Origin of the sequence: Brevibacterium aurantiacum (assembly GCF_900169065.1) — a bacterium.
Taxonomy (GTDB): domain Bacteria; phylum Actinomycetota; class Actinomycetes; order Actinomycetales; family Brevibacteriaceae; genus Brevibacterium; species Brevibacterium aurantiacum.
In genome coordinates this window covers 1-5,991 of record NZ_FXZB01000051.1, presented here as the reverse complement: position 1 = coordinate 5,991, position 5,991 = coordinate 1, and the positions used below count along the sequence as shown (strand labels likewise).

Below are 5,991 nucleotides of genomic sequence, written 5' to 3'. Positions count from 1 at the left end.
CGCGTACCCGATCCGTCGTGACCAACACCGCCGAGCGCGGGAAGCCCACAGCAAGACTGCTACCGGTTTCCCGCACTCGTGCTACCACTTCACTCCACGTGCGCTACCGAAAGCCGCTTCTATACACTTTCTACGTCGCAGGTGACGGGGGCGGCCCTTGAATTCTAGGGCCACAGTCATCACGTTGATACTCCTAGACCGGGGTGGTTTTGAAGGAATTGTGGGCAGATTGTGGGCAAATCGACCCACTGTGTAGGATCTCGGCATCTTGTCAGGAGAGGGCATCGTCGACCAGGCCCTCGACAGACTTCTGAGGCGGAATTTGTCTCGCCATCGTGTCAAATTCCACGAGGTATCCTTCGATCCGTCGGACGCTATGACTGCTTTGGCCAGAGTCCGGCACAACTCGAGAGGTCACTTACGTTGATTCGGCATGCCAGGGAAGTCGTTTCCGGGGCTCCACTGTCCCCATTATTCCCAAGACGATTCAGGTGTTTGGTGTGAGCAGCCTCTGCCTAAAGCGCAGTCCTACTTGGAATCGAAGTAGTTGCGCACGATTGCGGTGGCAGCGTTCAATTCATATCTGCGATCGAGCTCGTCAAGGAAGTCCGCCTCCGACATTGCCGCGTACTTCCTACCCGAGCGTTGCGCCCACGCGGTCACCGCAGCCGCACCCAGATCCGGTCGCATACTGACTGTCTCGTGCGCGAAGTCGACGGCTCCAATAATTTGAAGTCCCTCGGGAATGTTATCGAGCGGGAAGTCCCTCATATTCTCAGTGACGATGCATCCTGCTCCGCCCACGACGGCAGCTGCCAGAACATGTTCGTCATCGGGATCGGGGAGACCGTATGTTCCTTCTAGACCTTCCCACCCGTAGACAATTGAGTCAGCGAAGGATTCGCGCATTCGGCTGCTCAGGTGAAGGGCGTCGGCACGCGAACCATCGAGGTCTCGCCCGCGATCAATGAGCTTGAGCTCCTCATTGGTTTCGACCTCTGAAAGGATGCTTTCGCTGAAGACAAAACGATAGGCACCCTCGGCGGCAAGGGATAACAAGAAGTCCCGCTGAAGGCTGGGCCAAAGTACGCAACTATCGAGGAGCGCGGTGTACATATAGCTATCGTGCCATCCTTAGCCGGCGCGTCGGCGATCGGCAACGATCTTTCGGGCCTTCTTCATCCGAGCCAGCGCCTGCTCGCGGCCTTCCTTTCCTTCGTCATAGCCACCCATTTCAGCGATAGCCGCATGCTGCTCAGCCTTTCGCTGTTCTTTATATGCGAGAACATCAGCCAACCGTACGCGCCGGTGTGTGTTTGGCTTCTCGAAGGGGATCTTGCCCTCGTCAAGCAGCTTGACGAGTGTTGGGCGTGTGATGCCGAGAAGTTCGGCCGCCTGCTGCGTCGTCATCGTCAGTGAGTTCGGGGTGATTGTGACCGCCATGCCAGATCGCATGGCGTCGACAGCTTTGACCAGTATCTCGTAGATTTCGTGTGGCAGTTCCACCTGGTCGCCTGCGTCTGGCCCTGATAAGTAGAAGTGAGGCTCGGGTCGGGAGCCTGTCTTCGCGGCGTGGGCTTCGATGAAATCGTAGACCTCACCAGTGCCCCGGACTCCAGGCGCGAAGAAGGTGTCCTGTGCCGCTGCCCTTGTAGTCATGACATCTCGTTTCTCAATTTTCGTTTCTTACGTTTTACTTATCGTAGACCGTCGGTCATCTCTACGTCTACCGGCGGCTGAGCCGCACGAAATCGCCAAATCATGAACCCGGGTGCTCGCAAATGCACCATCAACCAAACCAAAGCTAGGCAGCTTTCATAGCCAAACGGTGACTTGTCCCCCGAATCAAGCATCTCGAACACAGTCTGACCTTCGGCCCCAATGAGGGGTGTGCGCAACCACTGGGCGCCCGTCGCTTTCGAGCCCCGATCCGTGCGACGCGGACGACGGCATCGCGGACTACTTGCGGATAAGGTTGTGGACTGGTGATCGACATTCCCGATCTGTCTGAAACCAAGCCAGATTAGATGGCACCAAACCCTCCATCAGTCCCACGGCTCTGGTTGCTGAGTGAAAAAGGTCGAAACTTCATACTATCGTGCGATGTGCTTTGCGGAACTTCTCGTTAGCGTGACTAATTGGTCAATCCTGACCGTTCACTGAAGAATGATTGATAGAAACAGGAGAGTGGAGTGAAGACTTCAAAGACGATAGCGACGGTTGTTCTCGGGCTTGCCCTGTCGGCAACTGGGACTGGAGCAATGGCAAGTGACACCTCCTCCAGCAACGTCAGCGCCTCAAGCGAACAAGCGACCTCAGGTGAAGCCATTGTGCAAGATGAGGCAACAGGGGAAGGCTTCACTACCCAGGCGAAGAAGAGCCCGGGCGGTGGAACATGGAACTTCGGTAGCGAGAAAGTGACGACGAAGGCCGGAAAGCAGAAGAAGTGCTACTCCCACTACTTCCACCGCACAAAGCGCCACTCTGGCAGTGCGATCATCGGCTCCGTCAATGTGACGAAGACCGCCAGTAAGGGCAAATGGGCCAACGCGAACGCCTACGGCAAGAGATCACAGACCTGCAAGACGAAGTGGAGCGCGAACGCGTAGTCAAAACCGTTCGAGTATCCTCATCCGAGCTGGGGTAGGCCGAAAAGTCGGCCTACCCCAGCTCGGATGATCTTCTGCTAACGATAGGAAACCTATGCGGATACCTTCCAAGGGTGGCATCAAGACTTTGGTGGCATTCGGGATAAAGTCATGTGCCGCGGGGGTGCTCATTGCCGTGGCTGTCGGCCTCTTCAGCGCCTTCACCCTCGTTTCAGACGATGCTTCGGCACTCACTGACTGGAGTGAAAGCACAGACTATGCCGTTTACTTCCCACGAAGCAATGGAGACGACCTCCAGGCCATCAAGGACGGCACTGACGGAATCTCCAAAACCGTAGCCGAACGCATCTACCCCGAGCTGGACGATCGCGGAGGGATCTACGTCGAGGCAGCTGACATGGATGTTGTCGGAGACGACCCTGTGCTGCCCTATGTTCAGATGAGCGTGAACACCAACTATCTTGAGAAGTATCCCGTTCTCGATAGCTCAGGAAAACCCATCGCAGTTTCAGATGAAGAAACTGACTGGGTCATCGCTGTTCCGGAGACTCTGAAGGATCGCGAGGACCTGATCCGGGACTATGTGCAGGAATCACGCAATGGCCCGTCCGATAGCGACGTCGAATACTCAGAAGCAAATAGGTACGAAGTCAGTGACGCAGTCCGCAAACAGAAGGTTCGCATCGTATGGACACAGCCCGGCCAGGATCTATTCACGTTTAACACCCAAATACGACCGGAAGAGGGCAACACATTGCCTGACCCCATCGTCACAGTGATGACACGATCGAACACCATCGCCAGCGATTGGGAGAACACGATCACCGGTGAAATCGACACTCCAATGAAGGTGAGAGTCGATGGAGACCCTGAGAAGGTCTACCAAGAGCTGCTGCCCCTGTTCGAGAAGTACGAGCTCGATGACAATTTCACTGCACTCGTCTACCCTGCCGATGCAATCAACGAGCAGTTTTCCCTCTCATCTGAGGATGCACGTTGGTTGATCACTGCCGCAATTGTGGCCGGAGCCCTGACCGTGGTCTTAAGCATCGTGGCTGTAGTAGTCGCCTATGAACGATGGCGTGTGCACTCAGCTATCCGCAGACTCCACGGTTACTCGAGGCTCAAGAGTTTCGGGGAGGTCTTCGCGGGGCTCGCAACGTCCTGGCTACTTCTCATCCCTGCCGCACTGGTGGCAGCCACCAGTTTCTATGTTCTCGGCGGCCATGTGGCGATCCCAGAGTATTTCCATCCTCTGGTACTTCTCGATGAATGGCCGGCTCTCCTTGCTGTCACTGGCTCCGTTGTGCTCGTGGAGGCAGTCATCGCCACCGCTGTCGTCATGGTCTTCGATCGCCGCCATCCCGCTCTCCGCCTCAAGGAAATCTAATATGCCCAGCCGTAAAAAAGTAGACCCTGTCGCTTTCGACAACGTCGAAAAAACCTACACCGGACGGACTGTACTCAGTCACGCTAGTTTCTCTGTCAGCCCCGGGGAAATGGTCGCATTCACCGGGCCCAGCGGGTCTGGGAAGTCGACGATCCTCAATCTCGCTGGACTGCTCGACTCTCCCGATGCAGGCGAAGTTCGACTTTTCGGCACCACAGCACCACGGCCCCGCTCGCGCGATGCCACTCTGTTCTTGCGGCATCGCCTCGGGTACCTGTTTCAAAACTTCGCTCTCATTGACTCCGCGACGGTGCGCGAAAACCTGAAAGTCGCTTTGACCTACTCTTCCGACCGCAGTGATCACGCAAAGCAGATCGCCCGCATTCTCGAGCGCGTGGGTCTGCCTGGATACGAAAATCGCCGCGTCTACTCTCTCTCCGGAGGAGAACAGCAGAGAGTAGCCATCGCGCGCCTTTGGCTGAAACCATGCGAACTCGTTCTCGCCGACGAACCCACCGGATCACTCGATGAAAACAACCGCGATGAAATCGTCAAACTCCTGAGGGAAATGAGCGCCGACGGACGGACCCTCCTCCTCGCAACGCATGACCTTCGAGTAGCTGAAATCTGTACCAGAACCGTAGAAGTCGCCTCCCTGAGTAAACACGAAGGAACATCAAACCAAGACGCAGGCCACGAGGACGCACATTCGTGAGAAATTTCGTCGCGGTCATCCTCTTCTTCACGTTCATCATTACAGCAGCTCTTGGACTGGCCACCGAGATGAAGCGTGCACAGGAAACCGCCACTGAGGGTCTCACCCAAGACATGACGGTCTTCATGTGGCCCCGCGATGTACCCGTCCAGGATCCCTCGGCGACAGAACGTATTCTCACTACCGCGGCGGATGAGAACAATGTCAATCTCGTGAGAAGAACCGTTCGCCAGTCAGATGGAAACGGCCTCGACCTCACCTACTACATTCGACTCAACCACCCAACGAAGATATTTGACCGTGCACGCCTCACAGGCGCAAACACGCTGACCAACTCCGAAACGCAGAGCACAGGGACAGTGCTGTCGACTAAACCCGGTGCTACGAAGGAGACTCCGCAGAGTCTCGCGAATAGCTACGACCTCACATTCCGCCCGTTAGAAGACATGTTCGCGAACCTCCCAACGATTGGTGTCTACAAAGCCGAAACCGATATTCGGAGAGATTTCGAGGGCTTCCTTGAAGCAATCAGCCGGCAAGTAAATGAAGAGATCCTCAAAACAGATCCAGATGCAGCATTGACCACCCCCGCCACGTTCGTTGAAGACACTGACGATGCAGTGGATGCCGAACCGGTGTCTACAACGCCCCTTCTAGCGCTTTCTGGCACCCTCGCCGCGCTGGTCATTGTGGCTACGATCGGTGCGCTAGCTCGCGACGCTGCGGCGCTGGGGGTGCAGCGATTGCACGGCTACTCCCTCATTCGAGCATGGTGGTCACGTTTAGGACTGAGAGGGGTACTCAGCACTGGCGCGGCCGCAATATTGTGCATCGCAGTGCTGCCATGGATACCTGGAATGGATTTCGCAATCGCGGTGCGAGTTCTTGCAGTCCCATTCATCAGCACAACCGTGCTCACGGCAGCAGCTTCGCTGTCCGGGGTGTTGATCATCAACCGGGTCCGCGTCAGCGATCTTGTCAAAAAACGTTTCGCATAAAATCGACTGCGGGCATCTCGTTCGGCGTCAATAGGTTGACACGCTCAGCTCCTCAGGAATCGGGAGAGCAGGCTCCCGTTCCTTTGATTGCGTTGTAGAGAGTCTGCCGAGAGACCGCGTAGCGTCGGGCTGCCTCGGCCACCGAGATTCCCGGCTCTTCGCAAACGAGAGTGTATACCGATGAATTTCAAACAGAGCGAGTCGCTACCCGGATAGACGTCGAGGTCTTCCGATGATGGAAGTTCTCACACTGCCCATCCGAAAGACCTCGACGTGGAC

6 protein-coding genes are annotated in these 5,991 nt (G+C 56.2%); 4 read left to right on the top strand and 2 right to left on the bottom strand.

What is annotated here, in order from left to right:
- Window positions 1-528: 528 nt before the first annotated feature.
- A complete protein-coding gene (locus BAUR9175_RS18905) occupies window positions 529-1,059 on the bottom strand; it encodes a PIN domain-containing protein (RefSeq protein ID WP_240520274.1) in 531 nt (176 codons plus the stop codon).
- Window positions 1,060-1,134: 75 nt separating this feature from the next.
- Window positions 1,135-1,506, bottom strand: coding sequence for a helix-turn-helix domain-containing protein (locus BAUR9175_RS18900; RefSeq protein WP_240520273.1), 372 nt, complete (start codon window positions 1,504-1,506; stop codon window positions 1,135-1,137).
- 755 nt (window positions 1,507-2,261) lie between these two features.
- Here BAUR9175_RS18900 and BAUR9175_RS18895 point away from each other — a divergent pair.
- From BAUR9175_RS18895 to BAUR9175_RS18880, 4 genes are all read left to right on the top strand, one after another.
- A complete protein-coding gene (locus tag BAUR9175_RS18895; protein WP_009882376.1) occupies window positions 2,262-2,609 on the top strand; it encodes a lactococcin 972 family bacteriocin in 348 nt (115 codons plus the stop codon).
- Window positions 2,610-2,703: 94 nt separating this feature from the next.
- The gene (locus tag BAUR9175_RS18890; protein ID WP_125187973.1) at window positions 2,704-3,999 is read left to right on the top strand and encodes a bacteriocin-associated integral membrane family protein; all 1,296 of its coding nucleotides are present in this window, start codon (window positions 2,704-2,706) and stop codon (window positions 3,997-3,999) included.
- 1 nt (window position 4,000) lies between these two features.
- Entirely contained in the window at window positions 4,001-4,714 is a 714-nt protein-coding gene (locus BAUR9175_RS18885; RefSeq protein WP_081448531.1) for an ABC transporter ATP-binding protein, read from the top strand.
- Window positions 4,711-5,712: a bacteriocin-associated integral membrane family protein gene (locus BAUR9175_RS18880; RefSeq protein ID WP_009882379.1), complete on the top strand. Its 1,002-nt coding sequence runs from the start codon at window positions 4,711-4,713 to the stop codon at window positions 5,710-5,712. The genes BAUR9175_RS18885 and BAUR9175_RS18880 overlap by 4 nt, the downstream gene beginning before the upstream one ends.
- The last annotated feature ends 279 nt before the right edge of the window (window positions 5,713-5,991 follow it).